General features: G+C 67.2%; 1 pseudogene. It reads right to left on the reverse strand.

Annotated elements, in window-relative coordinates:
• Positions 1-617: pseudogene (locus AC1DFE_RS24135) on the reverse strand (peroxidase family protein); the annotation flags it as partial.

Raw genomic sequence — 617 nt, forward strand, 5'->3', positions numbered from 1 at the left:
TCGAAGTATTTGACATCTGCCGGCACCAGGGTGCCAAGGCCGCCGTTGTCGGCGCGGTTCGCCTCGACGAGTCCGCTGGCGGTCACGAACTGCGGCAGGCCGCGGGCGGGACCGGGAATGAACTTGCCGTAGGGGTCGACGGCGAGCTGCGGCACGTTCAGGACGTCCTTGTCCAGCAGCTGGATGCCCAGCAGCGTCCTTGCCTGGGCCTTGACCGTGGCCCAGGTGGCCATGCCGTTCGCTGCGTTGGTGCCTGCTTCTCCCCCGAGCAGCTTGCCCGTGGAGACCGGCTTGCCGTCGGTGTTGTTGACGTATTCGCGCACGAACACCTGGTGGGACGGGTGCGACGTATACGTCTGGGACTGGTCCACCCACGGGGAGTCGGTGTTGGAGGCTTCCTGCACGTCGTCCGCGGTGCCCAGGACGCCGTCGGGGCCGGGCTGGTTCTGCGCACGCGTCAGCACCATGAAGCGCTGGTTGGCGGGCAGGTCATCGGCGTTGCCGAAGACGTGGTCCGGCCCTGCAACCAGCGGATCGTCGTCCCGGAGCGKCACGAACACGTTGCCGCCGCTCTTGACGGTCTGATCCACGCCGTGGTCAAAGAACTGCCCGAACAG

The sequence above is a fragment of the Arthrobacter sp. 05T423 genome (assembly GCF_056396245.1).